20 protein-coding genes are annotated in these 21,135 nt (G+C 32.4%); 4 read left to right on the top strand and 16 right to left on the bottom strand.

Going from position 1 to position 21,135, the window contains the following annotated elements:
• Positions 1-18: 18 nt before the first annotated feature.
• Entirely contained in the window at positions 19-858 is an 840-nt protein-coding gene (locus ATE84_RS18145; protein ID WP_101449308.1) for an AraC family transcriptional regulator, read from the bottom strand.
• Between the two features lie 146 nt (positions 859-1,004).
• Positions 1,005-1,862 carry an alpha/beta fold hydrolase gene (locus ATE84_RS18140; RefSeq protein WP_101449307.1) on the bottom strand — a complete coding sequence of 286 codons (858 nt, stop codon included), beginning with the start codon at positions 1,860-1,862 and terminating at the stop codon, positions 1,005-1,007.
• A gap of 54 nt (positions 1,863-1,916) precedes the next feature.
• Here ATE84_RS18140 and ATE84_RS18135 point away from each other — a divergent pair, with 54 nt between their 5' ends.
• On the top strand, positions 1,917-2,543 hold the full coding sequence (locus ATE84_RS18135; RefSeq protein ID WP_101449306.1) for a TetR/AcrR family transcriptional regulator: 627 nt from the start codon (positions 1,917-1,919) through the stop codon (positions 2,541-2,543).
• Positions 2,544-2,955: 412 nt separating this feature from the next.
• On the opposite strand, the gene ATE84_RS18130 is transcribed toward ATE84_RS18135, so the two are convergent.
• The 4 genes from ATE84_RS18130 to ATE84_RS18120 all read right to left on the bottom strand — a co-directional run bounded on the left by ATE84_RS18130 (position 2,956) and on the right by ATE84_RS18120 (position 4,596).
• Complete coding sequence (locus tag ATE84_RS18130) at positions 2,956-3,489, bottom strand: hypothetical protein (protein WP_101449305.1); 534 nt, start codon at positions 3,487-3,489, stop codon at positions 2,956-2,958.
• A 342-nt stretch (positions 3,490-3,831) separates the two neighbouring features.
• Positions 3,832-4,008 carry a hypothetical protein gene (locus tag ATE84_RS26295; RefSeq protein ID WP_158237290.1) on the bottom strand — a complete coding sequence of 59 codons (177 nt, stop codon included), beginning with the start codon at positions 4,006-4,008 and terminating at the stop codon, positions 3,832-3,834.
• A gap of 91 nt (positions 4,009-4,099) precedes the next feature.
• Positions 4,100-4,288 carry a hypothetical protein gene (locus ATE84_RS18125; protein WP_101449304.1) on the bottom strand — a complete coding sequence of 63 codons (189 nt, stop codon included), beginning with the start codon at positions 4,286-4,288 and terminating at the stop codon, positions 4,100-4,102.
• 122 nt (positions 4,289-4,410) lie between these two features.
• Positions 4,411-4,596, bottom strand: coding sequence for a hypothetical protein (locus tag ATE84_RS18120; RefSeq protein WP_101449303.1), 186 nt, complete (start codon positions 4,594-4,596; stop codon positions 4,411-4,413).
• Positions 4,597-5,025: 429 nt separating this feature from the next.
• Here ATE84_RS18120 and ATE84_RS18115 point away from each other — a divergent pair, with 429 nt between their 5' ends.
• Entirely contained in the window at positions 5,026-7,599 is a 2,574-nt protein-coding gene (locus ATE84_RS18115; protein ID WP_101449302.1) for an endonuclease, read from the top strand.
• A gap of 60 nt (positions 7,600-7,659) precedes the next feature.
• On the opposite strand, the gene ATE84_RS18110 is transcribed toward ATE84_RS18115, so the two are convergent.
• The 5 genes from ATE84_RS18110 to recG all read right to left on the bottom strand — a co-directional run bounded on the left by ATE84_RS18110 (position 7,660) and on the right by recG (position 12,038).
• The gene (locus ATE84_RS18110) at positions 7,660-8,190 is read right to left on the bottom strand and encodes an alpha/beta hydrolase (protein ID WP_101449301.1); all 531 of its coding nucleotides are present in this window, start codon (positions 8,188-8,190) and stop codon (positions 7,660-7,662) included.
• 9 nt (positions 8,191-8,199) lie between these two features.
• Positions 8,200-8,730, bottom strand: coding sequence for a GNAT family N-acetyltransferase (locus ATE84_RS18105; protein ID WP_101449300.1), 531 nt, complete (start codon positions 8,728-8,730; stop codon positions 8,200-8,202).
• 144 nt (positions 8,731-8,874) lie between these two features.
• Positions 8,875-9,402: a hypothetical protein gene (locus tag ATE84_RS18100; RefSeq protein WP_101449299.1), complete on the bottom strand. Its 528-nt coding sequence runs from the start codon at positions 9,400-9,402 to the stop codon at positions 8,875-8,877.
• Between the two features lie 35 nt (positions 9,403-9,437).
• Positions 9,438-9,884 carry a GNAT family N-acetyltransferase gene (locus tag ATE84_RS18095; protein WP_199176893.1) on the bottom strand — a complete coding sequence of 149 codons (447 nt, stop codon included), beginning with the start codon at positions 9,882-9,884 and terminating at the stop codon, positions 9,438-9,440.
• Positions 9,885-9,935: 51 nt separating this feature from the next.
• Entirely contained in the window at positions 9,936-12,038 is a 2,103-nt protein-coding gene (recG, locus tag ATE84_RS18090) for an ATP-dependent DNA helicase RecG (RefSeq protein ID WP_101449298.1), read from the bottom strand.
• A 103-nt stretch (positions 12,039-12,141) separates the two neighbouring features.
• Here recG and ATE84_RS18085 point away from each other — a divergent pair, with 103 nt between their 5' ends.
• A complete protein-coding gene (locus ATE84_RS18085; RefSeq protein WP_101451089.1) occupies positions 12,142-14,262 on the top strand; it encodes a M1 family metallopeptidase in 2,121 nt (706 codons plus the stop codon).
• Positions 14,263-14,270: 8 nt separating this feature from the next.
• Positions 14,271-15,194: a patatin family protein gene (locus tag ATE84_RS18080; protein WP_101449297.1), complete on the top strand. Its 924-nt coding sequence runs from the start codon at positions 14,271-14,273 to the stop codon at positions 15,192-15,194.
• A gap of 38 nt (positions 15,195-15,232) precedes the next feature.
• On the opposite strand, the gene ATE84_RS18075 is transcribed toward ATE84_RS18080, so the two are convergent.
• From ATE84_RS18075 to ATE84_RS18055, 5 genes are all read right to left on the bottom strand, one after another.
• Positions 15,233-15,751 carry a hypothetical protein gene (locus tag ATE84_RS18075; RefSeq protein WP_101449296.1) on the bottom strand — a complete coding sequence of 173 codons (519 nt, stop codon included), beginning with the start codon at positions 15,749-15,751 and terminating at the stop codon, positions 15,233-15,235.
• Positions 15,752-15,780: 29 nt separating this feature from the next.
• A complete protein-coding gene (locus ATE84_RS18070; RefSeq protein WP_101449295.1) occupies positions 15,781-17,355 on the bottom strand; it encodes an FMN-binding glutamate synthase family protein in 1,575 nt (524 codons plus the stop codon).
• Positions 17,356-17,366: 11 nt separating this feature from the next.
• The gene (locus ATE84_RS18065) at positions 17,367-18,620 is read right to left on the bottom strand and encodes an amidohydrolase (RefSeq protein WP_101449294.1); all 1,254 of its coding nucleotides are present in this window, start codon (positions 18,618-18,620) and stop codon (positions 17,367-17,369) included.
• A gap of 149 nt (positions 18,621-18,769) precedes the next feature.
• Entirely contained in the window at positions 18,770-19,309 is a 540-nt protein-coding gene (locus ATE84_RS18060) for a DsrE family protein (RefSeq protein ID WP_101449293.1), read from the bottom strand.
• A gap of 137 nt (positions 19,310-19,446) precedes the next feature.
• Entirely contained in the window at positions 19,447-21,129 is a 1,683-nt protein-coding gene (locus tag ATE84_RS18055; protein WP_101449292.1) for a zinc-dependent metalloprotease, read from the bottom strand.
• Positions 21,130-21,135: the final 6 nt, after the last annotated feature.

The raw sequence follows: 21,135 nt of genomic DNA, 5'->3' as shown, positions 1-21,135 counted from the left end.
TTTTTAAATAAAGTGTACTTATCTTACCTCTGAAGGACTCATTCCAAATTTGGTTTTGAAAGCGCTACTGAAATTAGATAGGTTGCTATATCCTAAATCTAAATAAATATCTGATGATTTTAATGTACCATCTTCTAATAGTTCTTTGGCTTTTAATAGCCGTTTGTCACGTAACCATTTCCCTGGTGATACCTTGTACTCTTTTATAAAATGGCGTTTAAAGGTAGAAAGACTCATATTGCATAAAAAGGCAATTTCTTCTAATGAAAGTGTAGAATGGATATTTTGTTCAACGCTTTTTTTGAAAGATGATACTTCTTCTTGCGCTATTAAAGACATTAAGTAGTTTTCGAAAACAGTCTTGTACTTATGAATTAAATACACTAACAATTCTTCAAATTTCACTGATAATAAATTATCAATAAGTGCTGAAGGTACTGTTGCAATTGTTGATAATGAGTTGAGGTATGATGTTAAATATGAATCATTTTCAATGGCAAAAAATGAAGGCGTTTCTTTGGGTTGTTCCTTATGTTTGATATGCTTGCTTAAAAATTCTTTTAATCGCTGTTCTGAAAAGAAAAAGAGCTTACAATAATAAATCTCTTCTTTGTCTAGTAATTCACTCCACAAACAATTCCCTTTTTTTATGAGCAATGATTGTTTATTATCGACTAAAACAGAAGTCTCTGCAAAATGCACTTGCTTCTTACCGGTTTGTAAAAAACTAAACATGTGCATATTTAAATTTACCTTGGTTTTAATGATATCTTCGGTCATTTTAAAATCATATACAAAAAGCTCTGGTTTAAGTTTTGGGTTATTTATGTATAATTCAGGTATATTGTCTATTGGCATATGTGAGTGTTTCGAAATTATTATGTAAGACGACTTCTTTTTTAAATCTACAATTTTTCTTAAAAATAGTCTCCGAAATTTTAAATTTAGAGGTTTTTTGAGTCAAGCACTAAAAACTCTATTATTTTCCACTTTATTGTAATATATTATTTTTTCATTATCAATTTTTCAATTTTCGTATTATCAATTCTGTTTAGGACGTGTTTCGAATTTTCTAGTAAAACAGTATTTTTTAAAGAAGGAAAAATATTGTTTGCCCGTTTAATCATTTTTTTACCAGGAAACATAATATCTCTTTTTGCAGCAATTATGGTAATTGGAGTTTTTATCAATTGTGCTTCTTCCTTTTTTATTATTGGAATAGGAGTGAAGTCCATATTAAAATATAGAAATACTTTTGATAAGTATCTAAGAGCAAATTCATCTTTTTCAGAAAAAAGAACATCCAAGAATTTTTCTAGATATTTTGTGTTTTTGGTTTTTATATATCGTTTCATAGGAATAAATACTTTGAATAAAGCAATAATAGGATTTCCATTAACAATAAAAGCAGGTGCAGATAAGATCACTTCTTTTATATTGTTTTGATTTTCAATCAAAGTTTTGAGAATTATTAGACCACCGAATGAGAAACCAACCATAGTTACATTTTTTAATTCTAGTTGGCTTATAAGGTTGTTTATCCATAAACCATAACTATTATCTTTCATACTTAACCTAGTTTCTGCGCTTTTATTAGGCTGCGCCAGTACATCTATAGCAAATACCTGAAAATCTTTATAAAGAGTAGGGTAGGTTTCTAAAGCAATGGGAGCGCAACCGTTAGACCCATGAACTAAAAGTAACGGTGGTTTTGTTGAATCACCAACTATAATAATATTAGTTTTTCCAAAATTGGTATCAATAACCTTGTCTTCAAATTCTATTTCTAAACCATCTAATTTCTCATTATAAAGATTTAGTATTTCATTTTTTCCGAATTCTGAGTTGTATAATGATTTCATTTTGTAATTTTAGGACAAGTTTACTAATAATATTTTTTTAGGACAAGTTTACTAATGAATAAAAAAAAGAAATTGATCTTAGAGGTCGCCAGAACTTTGTTTAATGAAAAAGGCTACAGTCAAGTGACTATAAGAATGATTGCCTTAAAACTAGATATGAGTTCAGGAAATTTAAATTACCATTATAAAAAGCGAGAGGATATTTTTGAGGCTTTATATTTTGAAATGGTTACAGAATTTGATGAAAGAATAAAGAATCTAAAAAATATTGAAGTGTCAATAATTCAAATTAGGAGCGATATTGAACAAAGCATGAAGAGAATGATTGATTATAAGTTTTTCTGGACAGATTTATATTACCTCTTAACTGTAAGTGAAAAGGTGAAAAAACATTTTCAAGAAGTATATAAAAACAGAATCACAGGTTGTTTTTTACTATTTGAAAAAATGAAAAAACAAAATTTGATGAGAGACCCATCTTTTGAATTGGAATATCGTTTTTTGGCAGAAAGAATGATTAGTTATGGGAATACATGGTTATATTCTACGAGGCTATACTTTGATAAATTTAACTCAAACCATCTAGACAATCAAGTAAATACACTCTTAAGCATGCTATACCCATTTCTTACACCTTTGGGACAAAAGGAATTTAAAAAATTATTGCCAGAATTTTTTTAGTGTTACAACAGACAATATAGCAAATGTTGCAAACCTCAAGGGCAGTTGTGTTTTATTCTATAGTGTTTCTTACTTTTTTATTATTTATGCTCGAACCACGCTTTTTATTTATGATGTTAACAAGCGTTATTGTAATTTATACTCTTCCTTAGATAAGTTTTTTGATATATTAAGATGCTAAACCAGAAGGTTTGTATTTCTTTTTTTTATGAATGTAATCCAGAGAATTATAAATCCGTTTTAATTTACTGTTTCTAAGTCAGTATATTTTTTAGCCAACCACTTTTGTATCTTCTTTTTTTTCAGAGATTTATGTTCCGGATATTGAACGAGAACAATTACGATGCATATTTTGTAGGCGTAATGGTTTAGTGAAAGAGCCTTGCCTAGGACACGTTGTTTTAGATGATTTTTAAGGTATTGTTTCTATTCCATTAAGTTTCCATTTTCCATTAATTTTTTTAAATTGAAAATTATGTTGCCCCCCTTCGTGGTCTAAAGTAGGTTCTGTTGTCGTCACTAAAACTTCATAATATTCGATTCCATCTATAATTCTTTTATGAAATATGGTTTTTTTTTCTTTTAGAGCGTTCACAAATTCAGGATTAAAAATCAAATCAAAATCCTTTTTCAGAAAACTATCAATTGGAATGTAAATCAATTCATCGTAAATTTTGTCATACCACAAAGAATCATTGTTTTTCAGAACTTCTATCTCTTTTTGTTCAGCCAATGTATTTTCCAAACATAAATAACAACGTATTTTTTTACCAGATAACTCTTTAAAATCCTTTTTTCTATTCGAGTCTAATGCGTTCAAGAAATTATTCCAAGTTTTAGAAATTTCATTCTTAGGAAACTCATTTTTTTCGTCTTTTTTATTTTTAGCGCAAGACAAAAAAGTTAAAAAAATAGCCAGAAATATTATGTGCGTTCTTTTTTTCATAAATGTTTGTTATGATGCATGGTTTACATAAGTTAAAGATAAGATTTTATACTTAATGAATTTCTAACCTAGTTTTAAGTTGTTACTTTTTTGTAGCTATAATAACAAGTATTTTTTCCTTTATTTTCAATTAAGATTTTTACCTCATCAACTTCATGATATTTAAACAATGTTTCATATATGTCGTGGTATACTGATTTATAAATTTTTTGAATACTGACATATGGATTTTTTAATCAACGGGTAAAAATATATGGAGCAATTTCATTATTATTAAAAAAAGGATGGCTTTTTAGGCACATCCTTTGATTACAATTTTACAGTAATATTATTGTTTTTTAGTTATGCCCACATACAACTTCCGTTAGATCGGCAATATCCATAATCACAAAAACTTGTTCCAGGAACACGACACTTTTTTGGTCCACAACAGGTGGCACGTCCCCATGTTCCTTTAATTTGTTGTTGTTGATCTTTACTTAATTTTTGAACTCCTGTTAATTCTAAAATACTTTTCATTGTATATATATTTAAGTTAGTATTTAAATATACTTTAAAATGTTGTGAGTCAGTTTTTTAAAGTGTTAAATAATATTACATTTTTGTGAAGCTATGCCCACATGCAACTTCCATTAGATTGGCAATATCCATAATCGCAAAATTCTGATCCGTTAGCAAGACGAAAACAACATTGTCTCGGACCTTTACAATAAACTCTGCGACCCCAAGAACCTTTGATGTCTTGTTGTTCTTTTTTGGATAGTTTTTGGACTCCTGTTAGATTTATGATATTTTTCATGATACGAAATATTTAAAAAAGTTAATAATTCAAGTTTGTAAAAAAGTATTGTAGGATTAGAACTGTTAATGACCAAAAAAGACAAACTCGAAAGTCTGTCTTTTATATGGTTATAAGTATTCTTAGTAAAAGATACAACGTCCCCAACGATCACAACGACCAGGTTCACAAAAACTTTGATTTCCAAAGCTAATAAGGCACCCTCTCCCACTTGGGCAACAAGTTGCACGTCCCCATGCTCCTTTAATATTCTGTTGTTGATCTTTACTTAATTTTTGAACTCCTGTTACATCTAAGATTTTTTTCATCGTATATTATATTTAAGTTATGCTTAAATTTAATTTAAAATACTGTAAATCAATTACATTAAAACCTCTAAATATGTAAGGGATTCATCCTGTTTCATAACTTTAAATTAAATCGTCAAAGAATAATTTTAGTACTAAAAACCTTAAGATTTCAAAATAGTATTGGTAATACGTATGAAAATCATATTCACGTTTTTCTTGTTTTTTGAAGGAATTTACATTGATTTTTTTGTAAGAAATAACTTATTAACACTCGTTAGGATTGGCAATTGGTTGAATTATAGTGAATTGAATGTTTTTTATGAGTAAATAGTAGATTGTCAACATACTATGTAACGATTTGATAACGTTTTACTATAGTAGGTTTAATAAAATAACTTTAGATTCGAAAATCATTAAATCATACTTAATAAACTAACTTACAATATTATGAAAAAGTTATTTCTCTTATTATTGGCTATACCTGTTATAGGATATAGTCAAATACCATCATATTATAGTGATGTAAATCTTACTTTATCTGGAACGGCATTAAAAAATGAACTGGTTGATAAAGTGACCAATACGCACACTACATTTCTTAGTTATACTCCTGGAGTTTGGAATGCATTAAAGCAGACAGATTTAGAACCTTCTGATCCTTCAAAGGTTATTTTAATTTATGGGTATAGTGATACTGATGGAAATTCTAATACAGACAGGACAAGAGGAGTCAATAACAATGGGGGAGGTTCTACGGATTGGAACAGAGAGCATGTGTATCCGAAATCATTGGGTAATCCTAACCTTGGAACATCTGGTCCAGGAGCAGATGCTCATCACTTGCGACCAGCAGATGTACAGCGTAATTCATCCAGAGGAAATAGAAAATTTGCTGATGGATCGGGTAATTCAGGATCTACTTCTCAAGGACATTGGTATCCTGGTGATGAATGGAAAGGAGATGTAGCTCGAATGATGATGTATATGTATATACGTTATAATAATCGTTGTTTACCAAAAAATGTTGGAGTAGGAGTAGCAGCTTCAAGTGATAATAATATGTTGCAGTTATTTTTAGAGTGGAATGCCGAGGACCCTGTCTCACCATTAGAATTACAACGTAATCCAATTCTTGAAAATATACAGGGTAACAGAAATCCATTTATTGATAATCCTGCATTTGCTACACAAATTTGGGGCGGACCTCAAGCCGAAGATAGATTTGGGAATACAGGAGGTAGTGATACTGTTGCTCCAAGTATTCCTGCAAATCTGATTGCTGCAAATACTACTCAAATCTCTACAAACTTATCTTGGGGAGCATCTACAGATAATGTCGAGGTAACAGGATATGATGTATTTAGGAATGGAACATTTTTAAGCGCTACAACGACAACAAATTATATTGTTTCTGGATTAACGGCCAACACTACGTATTCATTTTATGTAAAGGCAAAAGATGCAGCAGGCAATAGATCTACCGCAAGTACTACGATTAGTGTCACTACTCAAAACACTTCACCCGGCGGTAATGCTACAGCATTATTTTTTTCTGAATATATAGAAGGGTCTTCGAATAATAAAGCTTTAGAAATTGCAAATTTCACAGGAGTATCGGTTAACCTTTCTGAATATGTAATCAAAAGACAAACTAATGGTTCTGGATCATGGTCCGGAGGATTGAGTCTTTCAGGTGTTTTAGCAAATAACGATGTTTATGTAGCAGCTAATAGTTCTGCTTCGAATACTATTAAAAATGAAGCAGATTTGGTTTCAGGGGCTTCAGAATTAAGTTTTAATGGTAATGATCCTGTAGGGCTATTTAAAAATGGAGTTTTAATAGATATAGTAGGGACTTTTAATGGAGGATCGTCAAATTTTGCTAAGGATGCTACTCTACAAAGAAAAACTGAAGTGTCATCACCATCTTCAACGTATACTACATCTGAGTGGAATTCATATCCTCGTAATACCTTTGATGGCCTGGGAAAGCATACATTCAGTGGAGGAGGTAATACAGGTTCAGATACTGAAGCACCAACGATTCCTGGTAATGTAATGGCTTCTAATATTACAAAAAATAGCACACAACTTTCCTGGACAGCTTCTACCGATAATATTGGGGTTACTGGATATACGATTTACCAAAATGGAACAGTACTCACAACTACTACCGGAAGCACTTATAATGTGTCTGGCTTAACCACAGGAACGAATTATACATTTAAGATATCTGCATTTGATGCTGTCGGAAATACTTCTGTATTAAGTAATTCTGTTGCAGTAACCACTCTGGATACGGTGATTTCTTACTGCCTGTCAAAAGGGAATACTGTAAAATATGAGTATATTGATTATGTAGGAATAGGAGGAATCTCTAACACCACATTAGCTAATGCTGGTTATGGTGATTTTATTTCTCAAATAGCAAATCTAAGCTATGGGGCTAATACTATTGTATTAAGTGTTGGATTTGCAAGTGCATCTTACACAGAACATTGGGGAGTGTGGATTGATTTTAATAAAAACGGAACTTTTGAAGGAGCTGAAAAAGTAGTAAGTGGATCGACATCAGATACTGGTAATCTATCATATAATTTTGATGTACCATCAACAGCAACGTCTGGAAATACCAGAATGCGAGTTGCTATGAAGTGGAATGGAGCGCCAACATCTTGCGAGACTTTTGGATATGGAGAAGTAGAAGATTATACTGTGAATATAGGATCAACAACAGGAGCAAAAGGAGCGTCATCAATAAAAATTGACGGAAAATTAGAACAGGAAGATAAAGTGTTTTTGGCTAGAGTCTACCCTAATCCAGCTACAACTTATGTTCAAATTAGTTTGAAAGATGATCGTGACAGTAATTTTACGTTGACCAACATGCAAGGCAGCATAATAAAATCAGGAGTAGTAACCGATAACAAAATTTCTTTAGAAGGAATAACATCAGGAATTTATTTTGTAACAATATCTGATGGAAATCGAAGTATTTCAGAAAAAATAATGATTAAATAATTTTTTTAAGTGTAATTACCGAAGCCTTACAATATTGTATTGTGAGGCTTTTTTTATTTTTTAATAATGTATACTAGTTATAATTCTATTGCTTAATTGTATAGCAAATTCTGGTTCGATATATAGTTGATGCTCTTTCTTTTTTTCTATAATAACATCAAGATTCATCATATCATACCATTCCCTTTTAGGGATATAAGGATCATCTTCTCCAAAATAGAGCTTCATTTTCGCTTTGGGCTTATTGATCTCATATCGTAATCTGGTTGATGAAACGGCATATAATGATAATACATTCAGATTTTTTATAGCAGATTTCCAACCAATGACCCCACCAATACTAAAAGCGATTATATGTATTTTTCCTTTCTCAAGTGTAAGTAAGTTTTGTACCGCTCGATCTATTCCTCCATTAATAAATTGTTTATGAAGATGTTCTTCTGTGTATGTAGATGTTTCTATCGCTCCTAATTCACAACAGTCATAATATTGTAAAACAAAATGATCTTGAAGCTCTTTGATATAATAATCAATCCAATCTGATTTTTTCTTTCCCCATAGGTCAGACAAGATGATTAGTTTTGGTTTCATTTTTTACTATTATTTATGAAGTACTAATCTAAAGCCAAAAACAGGAAGTTCTCCTTGTATAAAATCCAAATCTTCGGATCTTTTAAAACCCATATTCTCATACATTTTCCATGCTATTTGCATAGCTTTTGTGGAGTGAATTATCATTTGACTTTGTTTTTCATCTTTTGCAACCTGTATGCAAGTGTTTGTTAAACGTTTGCCTAGACCTTTACCTCTGGTAGTTGGATCGACTGCCAATAATCTAAATCCTGAAGCATGTTTTTCCTTTGTGGCAGTACCGCCAGAACCATAATATTTCATGTCACCAAAATAAACAACTGCACCACCTATTTTTCCATTTGATGAAACAGCAACCAACAACTTCGTTTTAGGGTTTTCTGTTAAACCTCCGATATTGGCCAGCATTTTGTAATAATCAGGTTGTTCTTGTTTAGAAGGGAATCCTTCTAGTTGTGAATATACAGTAACCATTAATTCTCCAATTTTTGCAAACTCTTTTGGAGTGGCTTCCTTTATGATATATTCCTGATGATCCATAATTAATGTAAAAAATTTGTGTAAGAATACTAAAATAACTTTTTCTCCTCAGAGTTTTTAAAAATCTGAAAATTTGCCATTACAAAAGATAAAAATATGATTATGAAAGTAAAAAAAAATTTTAATTCTCTTCTTAACCAAAATTTAACTCCTTGCTTTCCCTGTAAATACATTAACTTTTGAATCTATTGGATTGCCTGTTGTTCTTCTAAAAGATACAATTTGCCCTGTATGGTAGATTGCATCAGATATTGGGCCATTGATCATATGCCAGAAAGGGAATTCTCCTTTATGCTCTTCTCTTTGTATAATAATTATGTAGTTATCTATATCATCTTTTGTTTTTCCAGTATATAATTCACTTGCTTTTTTAAGATTAGATAACGTTTTCTCTCTAAGAGAATCAAAAGTCATTATCGATAGATCGGTGGGAGTAAGTCTAACACAAGGTAAATTTTGTGCAGTATTTGTAATCATTATTGAAAGCCAATAGATATGCTCAATTGTTTCATAGGCACTAAATCCTTCTGTAGATGGCTTGTATTCTAGATCAGTCTTAGTAAGACTATCTGTAGCCCAATAATAGCGATATCCAAGACCATCGATAAGTCTCGAAATAATGTTGCCTGGAGAATAGTTTTCGGGGTATTCTGGTATCTGTTGATATGGCATTTTAAGACGGAAATTAGTTGTTTAGGTATAATTTTTCACTCTAATTGTTTATCAAATATTTTTTGTTGTTTCTTTTCTATGAATCCTATGTTCTTATAAAATTTATGACTTTCTATTCTTATGGTATTACATCTCACTCTAATTAATCTATACTTTTTTGATGTACACCAGTTAATAATGTATTCTACTAACAATTTTCCAATCCCGTTTTTTCTATAATTTTTATCTACAACAAGGCCGCCAATTTCAACAAAAGGATCAGACTCTACTCTTAAAGTGTAAAACCCATGTATCCAACCAATTATTTTATCATTATCAACAGCTACAAAAACACAATTATCTTTATTTTTTAAAATTTCAACCAAACGATTTAGCGTCCTGTTGTTATTAGATTTGTATCCCAGCTGATCAGAAAGTAGAGATATAGGTTCGGCATCTTCGATTCTTGCATGTCTTATAGATACTTCCATTTTTAAATTCATTCTTATAATTCTGCTTAATCTATTTATTGAATTTAATTTTCAATGTATATACTAAGAAATGTAATTCCATATATTCTTATGTTTGGCGAGTTGTTGATACGTGTATAGCAATACTTTATTTTTCTCTAAGGATAGTGAAGGATCTTCATTTAGTATTTTCATAGCATAGTGCCTTGCGGTTTTCAGAATATCATTATCTCTTACAATATCTGCTATTTTAAGATTAAGTACACCACTTTGCTGGGTACCCATAATATCTCCGGGGCCTCGTAGTTTTAAGTCTACTTCGGCAATATCAAAACCATCGTTAGTACGTACCATAGTCTCTAATCGAGTTTTACTATCTGCAGATAACTTAAAGCTAGTCATGAGAATACAAAAGCTTTGTTCTGCACCTCGACCAACACGTCCTCGTAACTGATGTAATTGTGACAACCCGAAACGTTCTGCACTTTCTATAATCATTACACTAGCATTTGGGACATTAACTCCAACCTCAATAACTGTAGTGGCTACCATAATTTGGGTTTCACCTTTTACAAAGCGTTCCATCTCATAATCTTTGTCGGCAGGTTTCATTTTACCATGAACAATAGAAATTTGATACTCTGGAGCAGGGAAGGAGCGAGCAATACTTTCATATCCGTCCATAAGATCTTTATAATCCATCGCTTCTGATTCCTGTATCAATGGATAGACAATATAAATTTGTCTTCCCTTCTGTATTTCTTCTGATATGAATTTAAATACTTTTAACCGATTACTATCGTATCGATGTACCGTTTTAATAGCTTTTCGACCTGGTGGAAGTTCATCAATTACCGAAATATCCAGATCACCATATAAACTCATGGCTAATGTTCTGGGTATTGGAGTTGCTGTCATTACCAAAATATGAGGTGGATAAGTGTTTTTATGCCATAATTTGGCTCGTTGTGCTACTCCAAATCGATGTTGCTCATCAATAATTGCTAATCCCAGATTTTTAAACTGTACTTTATCTTCTAATATAGCATGAGTACCAATTAAGATGTGTAGTGTTCCTTCTTCTAACTCCTGATGTATTTCTCGTCGTTCTTTTGCCTTAGAACTGCCCATTAATAACTTTACATTAACATCCAACTCTTTGGTAAGTGCAGTAATTCCCTGATAATGTTGGTTTGCCAGAATTGCGGTTGGAGCCATTAAACAAGCTTGAAACCCATTGTCAATAGCTAACAACATCGTCATTAATCCCACTATGGTTTTACCCGATCCCACATCTCCCTGCAAAAGACGATTCATTTGAGCACTGCTACCAATATCATTTCGAATTTCTTTGATCACTCGTTTTTGTGCATTGGTAAGATCAAAAGGAAGGTGGTCTTTGTAGAAATCATTAAAATGTTCTCCAACTTCTGTGAAAGGAAACCCTTTTATCTTTTGTTTTCGAATTAACTTTTTGGTAATAAGCTGTAGCTGAATATAGAATAACTCTTCAAACTTTAATCGATACTGTGCTTTGGATAATAATTCCTGGCTTTTAGGAAAATGAATATTAAAAACAGCTTCACTTTTTGATATAAGTTTAAGTTCGTCAAGAATTTCTTGAGACAGTGTATCATAGAAACGTATTTTGGTTTCTACAAACAATTGTTGCATCATTTTACTCATTACCCGGTTGGTGATACCCTTATTAGAGAGTTTTTCGGTAGAAGGGTATATGGGTTGCATTACCGTTCTTAAGTTTTGCTGATGCTCTGTCAATAACTCCATATCGGGATGTGGCATACTAAAACCATTATAGTATTTGGTTTTTCCAAAAATGACATAGGGAGTATTGATTTTTAGATTTTCACGAATCCATTTATGTCCTCTAAACCAAACTAATTCTATACTACCCGTTTCATCAATAAATTTAGCAACTAATCGCTTTCCTCTTTTTTGTTCTACAGTTTTAATGTTAACGATCTTACCTATAATTTGTACCTCTGCTGAATTACGCTGCAATTGGTTGATTTTATAGTATTGTGTTTTATCAAGATATCGATTCGGAAAAAGATTAATCAAATCCTGATAGGTATTAATCCCCAGCTCAGATCTAAGCAATGTAGCACGTGATGGGCCAACACCTTTTAGATAATCAATAGGAGTTTGTAAAATATTAGGATTCATTATAGCGAATATACTATATTATAGAAATATTGTCAATCAAAAAATTTGTAACATGAACCGACTAATTTCGTTATTTTGGCAGAACATTTGATTTATGTATAGTATGAAATTTATTTTAAGCTTTTTAATACTTGTTTTTTCTTTCATCGGCAATGCTCAGGAAGTAGCTTCTGTGCAACTTCATGATTCTAAAAAGGAACAAACTGATGTTGATTTCCTAAAGGGTAAAGTCGATGTAACAGTGAACCCAAAATCTAAAAAAGTAATAGGAAAAGTAACATACACTTTTAAAATAACAAAGTCTGTGAAATCTATTTTTGTTGATGCTCAACATATGACAATCAACAAAGTGTCTTTAGATGATAAAAATGTAGATTTTAAATATGATGATAAGAAGATTAGTATTAATTCAAACTTTAAAAATGAAAGCCAACATCGAATAGTGATTCATTATGAAGCTAAACCTAAAAAAGCACTTTATTTTGTTAAAGATTATGAAGGGAATGATCAGATTTGGACTCAAGGGCAAGGAAAATATACTTCTAATTGGTTACCCAGTTTTGATGATATGAATGAGAAGGTTGAGTATGACCTTACGATCGATTTTCATAAAGGTTACGAAGTTATTGCTAACGGAAAGCTAATTAAAACAGAATCCGTCAATGATTCTATCCAAAGTTGGCAGTATGATATGCAACATCCAATGAGTAGCTATTTGGTTGCTTTTGCGATTGGTAAATATGATAAAGTAGTAGAAACATCTACAAGTGGAATTCCCTTAGAAATGTATTACTATCCCGCAGATAAAAACAAATTTGAATCGACCTATAAACACAGTAAGAAGATTTTTGATTTTTTAGAAAAAGAGATTGGATTTTCGTTTCCCTGGCAAAATTATAAGCAAATTCCTGTTAAAGATTTTTTATATGCAGGTATGGAAAATACTGGAACAACCATTTTTTCTGATGCCTTTATGGTTGATGAAACAGCATTTATAGATCAAAACTATATTAATGTCAATGCACATGAGTTGGCACATCAGTGGTTTGGAGATTTGATAACCGAAACAGAAGGAACACATCATTGGCTTCAAGAAGGATTTGCAACATATTATGCGCTATTAGCAGAAAAAGAAATTTTTGGAGATGATTATTTTCAATACAAATTGTACGAAAGTGCAGAACAACTTACTGAGTTGTCTAAAACAAAGAATGCAACATCATTATTGAATCCCAAAGCAAGTTCTCTAACATTTTATCAGAGAGGAGCCTGGACTATTCATGCATTAAGGAATTTGATTGGCGATACTAGTTTTAAAATTACAATCTATAATTATCTCGAAAAACATAAGTTTCAAAATGTTACAACCGATGATTTTTTTGCAATAGCGGGGGAGGTGAGTGGTACCGATTTGAAAGCATTTAGACAATTATGGTTAGAGAATGTAAAATTTCCTTCACAAGGAGCATTAGATATACTTGCAAAATCAGATTTCATTAAGAATTACCTAGGCTTGGCACAAGAGCGTACTCAGCCTATGGCAGGAAAATGGGGTACTTTGGCTAAGGCATTGGATTTTCCTGCAAATGATTACATTGGCCAGGAAGCGGTTTATCAATTGGAAGGGAAAAGCTCTCCAGAGGTTATTGCTTTATATGATAAAGCTTTTGAGACAAATAATATTTTTGTACGTCAGGCTATTGCCAATACATTGAGTGCAGTTCCTAAGGGATTACAAGAACAATATGAATCTTTACTAAACGATGCCTCATATGCTACTATAGAGCCGGCGCTTTATCATTTATGGACCAGTTTTCCTGAAAAACGAAAAGAATATCTGGATCTTACCAAAGAAATTGTAGGCTTTAATACTAAAAATATTAGAATGTTATGGTTAGTTCTTGCATTAAACACAAAGGATTACCATACTAGCGAACATCAAAAATTTTACCTGGAACTATCAGGGTATACATCATCAAAATTTGGATTTAGCACTCGAGAGAATGCCTTTACTTATTTAGAAAGTTTACAAGCTTTTTCTGATCAATCATTAATAGACCTTGTTGGTGGGGCAACGCATCATAATTGGCGTTTCAGGAATTCTTGCAGAAAAATTCTCGATAAAATACTTAAGGACGAAAAATATAAAAAGAAATACGTAGTTTTATTGAATAGTTTACCGAAGAATCAATATGATTTTTTGAAGGAAAAAATAACCCCATAACATAAAATATGCGTGCATTAGTAATTTCTGGTGGAGGTAGTAAAGGAGCTTATGCTGGTGGTGTAGCGCAATACTTAATTCAGGAACAAGGTAAGGAATATGACCTGTTTCTAGGCACTTCTACAGGAAGCCTTTTAATTTCACAATTGGCTTTGGGTAATATTGACAAAATGTATGACATTTATACTAATGTTAATCAACATACAATCTTTAATGTAAATCCTTTTGTCGTTAGAAAAAAAGGGAATAGAGAATACGTATCGATTAATTTTTTTTCCTCCCTATGGCAATTTATTAAGAGAAAGCGAACATTTGGAGAAAGTAAAAACTTACGACGCGCTATACGCAGAAATTTTTCTGAAGAAGAGTTTATGCTTGCACGTACAACAGTTGATGATATTGTAGTTACCGTTTCTAATCTCACCAAAAATTGCACAGAATACAAATCTATTAATGATTTTTCTTATGAGGATTTTTGTGACTGGATCTGGATATCCTGTAACTATATTCCTTTTATGAGTCTAGTTACCAAAGAGGGGTGCGAATATGCAGATGGAGGTTTTGGATGTATGGTGCCTATTCGAGAAGCAATACGAAGAGGAGCTACAGAGGTTGACGCCATTATTTTGGAGTCAGAAAACATGGAGCATAATAAAGTATTGGGTAAAAATCCATTTTCACTTATGGTAAACCTGTTTAGTTATATGCTGGATCAGGTTGAAGGGCATGACACTGTATTAGGGAAATTAGCAGCAATTAATAAAGAAGTCCCCCTAAATCTATATTATACCCCGTCTAAACTAACAGAAAACTCTTTGGTTTTTGATAAAAAATTGATGAGTAGCTGGTGGCGACAGGGCTTTGAATATGCAGCCCAAAAAGCAAAATCTTCCGAAGAAAATAAGCTTAAGAATATTGATCTTGCAGGATAATCCTTTAAAGGTGATAGATTCTTAAATACGACAAGCCTCTATAACAAATCACCAATTTCTTCTTTGATAATTGCAATTGCAGTATCACTAGGAGCTCCCTTTTCGATAAGTTCTGTAAGAATTACTTCCCTCATTTTATCGGCCGAATCTACATCTTCTTTTAATGCAGTTTTTCGAATTAATGCAATAGTTGCATTTTTAGAAGCCTTAAGCGTGTTCCAACATTCATCAGAAACATAGATCTGTTGGGTGAGATTATGCTCAAATTCCTGATCAATTGTATGAGTTAATAAAGATTCATAATCTTTTTTATTTTCTGAAATAGGAGCAATTCTTGTTAATAGATTACCAGGCGAGATTCTTTCTAAAAATAATATCATGCGTTCGTATGCCTGAAGTCTAAGTGGTAAAGATTGCTTTTGATTTTCTCTATGTAAAAGAAACCTACGACGTTTTTCTTCATTTGTTGTATGTAATTTAAAAAAATAAACAGCAAGTAATGTTATTAATATTGCAGGTACTAGGGAGATGATCAATGGTATAATTTCGATTTTCATTCTAAAGTATATAATTGTTTTTATGTGTATTATTCTAAAATTTCTTTTTGGTAATATCCTCCAAGATATGTGCACTTTTTTAAATCTTGCGCACAGGTATATTCAACAGGAGTCTTAGTATATTTAAACGAATCTTTTAATGTCTTGGTAAGTTCTCCATCATCTACATTAAGATCTATATCCTGCATTGTAAACTGACAAGGATGCTCATATCCTGCTGCATGGGTGATTTCTGTAAATTCTTTTCTAAATGTTTTGAAATACTGCGCCAAACGATCAGATTTTAATGGGATATTAATTCCTTTTTGTAACCATTTGCTCTGGGTGGCCACACCACTAGGACATCGATTAGTATGACATACTTGTGCCTGGATACAACCAATACTCATCATAGCTTCACGGGCGACATTTATGCAGTCGACTCCCATGGCAAATGCCATTGCTGCTTTTGCAGGAAAACCTAGTTTTCCGCTACCTATAAAAACCACTCGATCTGTAAGGTTATGTTTTTGGAAAATCTTGTAAATAGCTGCAAAACCATATACCCAAGGAAGAGATACATGATCAGCAAAACTCGGTGGTGCAGCTCCGGTACCGCCTTCACCACCATCAATGGTGATAAAATCCGGTCCTCTGTTGGTCTTTACCATTAGCTCTGCAAGGAGTTCCCATTGCTCTGTTTTACCAATTGCAGCCTTGATTCCTACAGGAAGCCCTGTCTCTTTGGCGATATCCTCTATAAATTGTAATAGTTCAGGAACATCAGAGAATGCTTTATGTGCAGAAGGCGATAGTACATCCTCACCAATTTCAACACCTCGTATTTTTGCTATTTCTGGAGTGATTTTTGCACCAGGCAAGACTCCACCTTTACCAGGCTTTGCTCCTTGAGATAGCTTAATTTCAATAGCTCTGATAAAAGGGTTATTGGCAACAAGATCCTTAATTTTTTTCATTGAAAAATTACCATTCTCATCGCGTACTCCAAAATATCCTGTTCCAAAATGAAAAATGACATCACCTCCATTACTGTGATAAGGAGAAAGTCCACCTTCTCCAGTATTATGATAGGCATTTCCTTTTTGTACACCGATATTTAAAGATTCTATTGCTCGCGCAGAAAGAGATCCAAAACTCATTGCAGAAACATTAATAACCGATCCTGGTCTAAAAGGTTTCTCTCTCTGGTTATATAACCCCATTACTTTTGCACAAGGAAGGAAGGATTTATCCTTCTTATTAGGGTGATTCTTATCCATTTTATAGGGAATCATGCAATTTTTTACAAAAATATGCTGGTGTAAATAGATATCTCTATCTGTACCAAACCCTTCATAATTATTCTCATTTTTGGAAGAAGCATATACCCAACCTCTTTCAATTCTGTTAAAAGGAAGTTCTTCTCGATTATTAGCTACAAAATACTGTCGTATTTCTGGGCCAATACTCTCTAACAAATACCTTAGATGACCTATAATCGGGAAATTATGACTAACAGTATGCCTTTTATTAAAAAAGATATCACGAATCGCAACTAATACAAGGACAATAATGATCCACATCCACCAGGATATCGAACCTAAAAAACTAAGCGCATTTTCCATTTCTATTTTATCTATTGGGCATTAAGGTAATCAATAGTTAACTGAGACATTACTTTAACTCCTAATACTAATCCACTTTCATCTATGAAGAAATCTGGTGTATGATGAGAAGCTGCTTGACTTGATCCTGGTGTTTTACCACCTAGAAAGAAATAAAATCCAGGAACCACTTCTTGAAAATATGAAAAATCTTCACCTCCAGTAGTAGCTTTTGATAAGATAACATTTTCTTTACCAGCAATGCCTTCAATTGTGGGCAACATCTTTTTTACCAGATCCGGGTCATTATAAGTTATAGAAGTATTATTTTGAAATCTAATAATAGCTTCACCACCATATGCTTTAGCAATAGCAGGTACCATTTCATTCATACGACGAATAATATGAGTTCTCATTTTTGGATCTAAAGTTCGTACTGTACCAATCATTTCAGCGCTTTCAGGAATGATATTAAATCGTACACCACTAGTGATTTTACCTACTGTGATTACTGCAGCTTCATTTACGAGAGGAGATTCTCTACTTATGATCGTTTGTAATCCATCAATAATCTTGGCCGAAATCAGAATAGGATCTATTCCCGTCCAAGGGGCAGAACCATGTGTTTGTTTTCCTTTTACAGTAATAACAAATCGTTCAACTGCTGCCATTGTTCCTCCTGGCTTGTAACGAATTTTTCCAACATCGGTACCAGAATTGATATGTAAGCCAAATATAGCGTCTACATCTGGGTTTTTTAAAACACCTTCTTTTATCATTAATTTAGCTCCACCTTCTTCTCCTGGTGGTGGTCCTTCTTCTGCCGGTTGAAATATAAATTTAACCGTACCATTTATTTTATCTTTATGTTTTGTTAGAATTTCTGCTACTCCCATTAATATAGAAGTATGCGTATCATGACCACAAGCATGACTAACTCCAACTTCAGTTCCTAAAAAAGTAGTTTTGACTACTGATTTAAAAGGAACATCTACTCGTTCGGTTACTGGTAATGCGTCAATATCTGCTCTAAGTGCTACAGTTTTACCTTCTTTTTTACCTTTAAGGATAGCCACTACGCCAGTTTTAGCAACATTCTCGGTTACTTCCAGTCCAAGGTTTTTAAGATGTTTTGCTATCTTTTTTGCAGTTTCAAATTCTTGATTAGAAAGTTCAGGGTTTTGATGGAAATCTCGTCTCCACTCAATTACTTTAGATTCTATTTTTTCTGCCGATGCATTAATATCGGAGTCAATTTGTTGCGCCTGTATCGAACAAAAGGTCATTAAAAAAATAAATAGAAGAGATGATGGTTGTGTTTTCATGTGCTAGTTTTAGTGTTTAAAGAGGGGCACAGATACTTCAAGGTGATTAAAATTCATCATGTCGTATCATGCATAAAGAGAGGAATATAATCATACTAGTTTCATTAAATTTAAAAATTAATAAGTCTGTAGTTTTCATTTTGTAATTGTACCAATGCGGTCATTGCAGATAATGCGATCTGTATTTCAGGAAGCGTATCCTCTTTAGAAATATCTCGATGTGCGGCAGTCTGACCACACAAAATAAATTTCACTCCTTTTTTTGCTAATGCAGAAAGTAGTGGTGCATTAGGGTTTGCAATATTGTATTTGGCTTTATAATTTGTATTGTTCAAAATATCATTTGCGGCTGAACCGTGGATCACGAGAGCTACTTTTAATTTTTCAAATGATACTCCTGCATCAGCATGCATATTAAGATACCTTGCAGCAGTATTAAAAAGAGGATTTACTTTTGAGCTATCTTTAAATGTTCTTCCAACATCAAATACAGCTTTTAAATCATGCTGCACTTTAGTCTTAAAATCTGGATTGCTAACTGTATAGGTTTTACCATATTCAGTTATTATTTTACCTTCTTTAGATTTTTGTTGAGAAAAAATAAAAAATGGAAGTAAAATAAAAATATACGATGCTATTCTGTTTTTCAAGTTTTAAAATTTTGTTTCTAAAGATATTCAAAAATCTATTAATGGAAAGTTAAAATAATGTTTTGCTTTTTTTTATACAAAAAAAGCATATCTCCAAACCTTAGAAGATATGCTTTGATTTTATTAAAACGATTTTTTTACCCTTTTACAAGCTTTCCAAGAGGTTTGTTATTTATTAAAATAATATATAGTCCTTGTGAAAGTTTAGATACATCCATTTCGGGAGTAGGTATAGCATCAATTAGTACTTGTCCCTGTAGATTAACAATTTTTACAGAGTAATCATTTGTGGTTATACCATCAATATGTAATATTTTGTCAGTAGCAGTTGCAGGGTTAGGGTAGTAGGTAATAAGATGTTGTTTGTTATCAAGTCGAGGGATATAGTTTCCAGATATTGAGTAATTACCTAACGAAGAGTAATCAGAATACCCAGTGGTTAATGTTCCTTCACCTACACCATCAATCTCAATATAATAAATTCCTTCAGTAAGATTTTGGTTGATTGATGCGCTAAGTCCATTTGGATTTGAAAGTGTTATTTCTTCACCTGATTTATTCAAAATTCTAGCTTGGATGTTTAGATTGGGGTAGTCTGGATCTGGGTTAAAAGATAAAGATACATTTCCTGTTTCTACAACAAAGGAGAAAACATCCTTATCATTTCTGGTACTAATTAATCCAAAATTTTCATTAGCATTTACTTCCCCCGAGACAGTTACTTTAATGGCAGTTGCCTTATCAAAAGTATTACCATGGTCATCTTTTCGAAAACCAAAACCATTTATGTTATCAGAAATAATTGCGATATCGTCTTCTGTATTTGTTGCATTTGGATATTCACCACTACTCCAATGTCCTATAGGATTGTTGGCGCTCCACCCCATAATTGAACTCCATTCTCTGTGGCCTGAATAATATTCTTCGCCAGGTCTTCCATCATGTGATAATCCTAAAGTATGGCCCACTTCATGAGATCCTGTTTCGCCAGCCGCTCTGGTATCTTCTACATTATATACCCAACATGGATCATCACTATCAATAGATGCAAACGAATTTAAAAAAGCAACACCTCCAGAATCTGGTTCAGCATCTCTTGTTGTTGTAAAAATACACATCATTCTACGGTGTTTCGGGGTTGCGTCAAAAATATCTCTTTTGGTCGTTACGTTAAGATTAAACGGACGAAAATCTTCAGCCATAATTTTCCATACTTTGATTATTTTCTCATTAGAAAAATTAGGAGATTGTGCATTAATTGTAGCACCACCAAGCCAATTTGTACCTGAAACTAATTCTCCATCAAAATCAAGATAAATAATTCCAGGAGCTCCCGGAAGACTTTCTAATTGGGGAGCTGCTTTTGAAAATGTAATCCCTGTATCTGCTGCATCTTTTATGTTTGCTTTTTTAAAATCTACACAGAGAATTTTATTGATATCCGTTTCTTGGACAAATACCTGGCCATTGGATTCAGAATATAAAGTATATGCTTTTTTTATATCGTGTAATATAATATTTCCTTTTAGTGAATTATTTGTTTTAACAAAAGAGAATGAAGATAATTGATGACCATTAACAGTTCCTATTAAAGTGAGATTCTTTTCATTTTGATTCTGTACATTAAGCTTAAAAGAAAAGGACTGATCGTTTGCAATTTTTTTTGCAGAATACTTTCTTTTCTTTGGTTGAATCAGATCATTTATAAAATCTTGTTGATTATCTGATATAAGATAAGATTTGTTAGATTGACTGTAAACGTTGTAACTCCCTGTTATAATGGATATAATAAAAAAAAATTGTGTTAATTTTCTATTCATTTTTGC

Source organism: Aquimarina sp. MAR_2010_214, assembly GCF_002846555.1.
Lineage (GTDB): Bacteria > Bacteroidota > Bacteroidia > Flavobacteriales > Flavobacteriaceae > Aquimarina.
The sequence above is the reverse complement of the archived record's forward strand: the minus strand, read 5'-3'. Positions and strand labels throughout refer to the sequence as shown.

Coding starts and splice junctions, on each gene's coding strand:
- ATE84_RS18145 (WP_101449308.1), bottom strand. CDS start 858: ATGCCAATAGACAATATACCTGAATTATACATAAATAACCCAAAACTT.
- ATE84_RS18140 (WP_101449307.1), bottom strand. CDS start 1,862: ATGAAATCATTATACAACTCAGAATTCGGAAAAAATGAAATACTAAAT.
- ATE84_RS18135 (WP_101449306.1), top strand. CDS start 1,917: ATGAATAAAAAAAAGAAATTGATCTTAGAGGTCGCCAGAACTTTGTTT.
- ATE84_RS18130 (WP_101449305.1), bottom strand. CDS start 3,489: ATGAAAAAAAGAACGCACATAATATTTCTGGCTATTTTTTTAACTTTT.
- ATE84_RS26295 (WP_158237290.1), bottom strand. CDS start 4,008: ATGAAAAGTATTTTAGAATTAACAGGAGTTCAAAAATTAAGTAAAGAT.
- ATE84_RS18125 (WP_101449304.1), bottom strand. CDS start 4,288: ATGAAAAATATCATAAATCTAACAGGAGTCCAAAAACTATCCAAAAAA.
- ATE84_RS18120 (WP_101449303.1), bottom strand. CDS start 4,596: ATGAAAAAAATCTTAGATGTAACAGGAGTTCAAAAATTAAGTAAAGAT.
- ATE84_RS18115 (WP_101449302.1), top strand. CDS start 5,026: ATGAAAAAGTTATTTCTCTTATTATTGGCTATACCTGTTATAGGATAT.
- ATE84_RS18110 (WP_101449301.1), bottom strand. CDS start 8,190: ATGAAACCAAAACTAATCATCTTGTCTGACCTATGGGGAAAGAAAAAA.
- ATE84_RS18105 (WP_101449300.1), bottom strand. CDS start 8,730: ATGGATCATCAGGAATATATCATAAAGGAAGCCACTCCAAAAGAGTTT.
- ATE84_RS18100 (WP_101449299.1), bottom strand. CDS start 9,402: ATGCCATATCAACAGATACCAGAATACCCCGAAAACTATTCTCCAGGC.
- ATE84_RS18095 (WP_199176893.1), bottom strand. CDS start 9,884: ATGAATTTAAAAATGGAAGTATCTATAAGACATGCAAGAATCGAAGAT.
- recG (WP_101449298.1), bottom strand. CDS start 12,038: ATGAATCCTAATATTTTACAAACTCCTATTGATTATCTAAAAGGTGTT.
- ATE84_RS18085 (WP_101451089.1), top strand. CDS start 12,142: ATGAAATTTATTTTAAGCTTTTTAATACTTGTTTTTTCTTTCATCGGC.
- ATE84_RS18080 (WP_101449297.1), top strand. CDS start 14,271: ATGCGTGCATTAGTAATTTCTGGTGGAGGTAGTAAAGGAGCTTATGCT.
- ATE84_RS18075 (WP_101449296.1), bottom strand. CDS start 15,751: ATGAAAATCGAAATTATACCATTGATCATCTCCCTAGTACCTGCAATA.
- ATE84_RS18070 (WP_101449295.1), bottom strand. CDS start 17,355: ATGGAAAATGCGCTTAGTTTTTTAGGTTCGATATCCTGGTGGATGTGG.
- ATE84_RS18065 (WP_101449294.1), bottom strand. CDS start 18,620: ATGACCTTTTGTTCGATACAGGCGCAACAAATTGACTCCGATATTAAT.
- ATE84_RS18055 (WP_101449292.1), bottom strand. CDS start 21,129: ATGAATAGAAAATTAACACAATTTTTTTTTATTATATCCATTATAACA.